The organism is Pseudomonas brassicacearum (assembly GCF_003732265.1).
Classification (GTDB): domain Bacteria; phylum Pseudomonadota; class Gammaproteobacteria; order Pseudomonadales; family Pseudomonadaceae; genus Aquipseudomonas; species Aquipseudomonas brassicacearum_D.
The window spans coordinates 1-377 of record NZ_MOBK01000238.1; the positions used below are offsets into that span (position 1 = coordinate 1).

The 377-nt window shown below is 52.3% G+C and carries 1 protein-coding gene; it reads left to right on the top strand.

Annotated features, from left to right (window positions below; genetic code table 11):
* Positions 1-88: 88 nt before the first annotated feature.
* On the top strand, positions 89-377 hold a 289-nt coding region (gene rplS / locus BK660_RS31035), incomplete at its 3' end, for a 50S ribosomal protein L19 (RefSeq protein ID WP_123436435.1).

A 377-nucleotide genomic window follows, 5' to 3' on the forward strand; every position in this document is an offset into this window, starting at 1 on the left:
GAAGCTGCTCGAGGAATACATCCGCGAGCGGGACGATAGTTAACAACGTATCGATGGTAGATCGAACGATTTACCTTAGGAGCACAGCATGACCAACAAAATCATCCTTGCACTCGAAGCAGAGCAGATGACCAAAGAAATCCCTACCTTCGCCCCAGGCGACACTATTGTCGTTCAGGTGAAAGTGAAGGAAGGCGATCGTTCCCGTCTGCAAGCGTTCGAAGGCGTTGTAATCGCCAAGCGTAACCGCGGCGTGAACAGTGCGTTCACCGTTCGTAAAATCTCCAACGGTGTTGGCGTAGAACGTACTTTCCAGACCTACTCCCCGCAGATCGACAGCATGGCTGTCAAACGTCGCGGTGACGTACGTAAAGCCA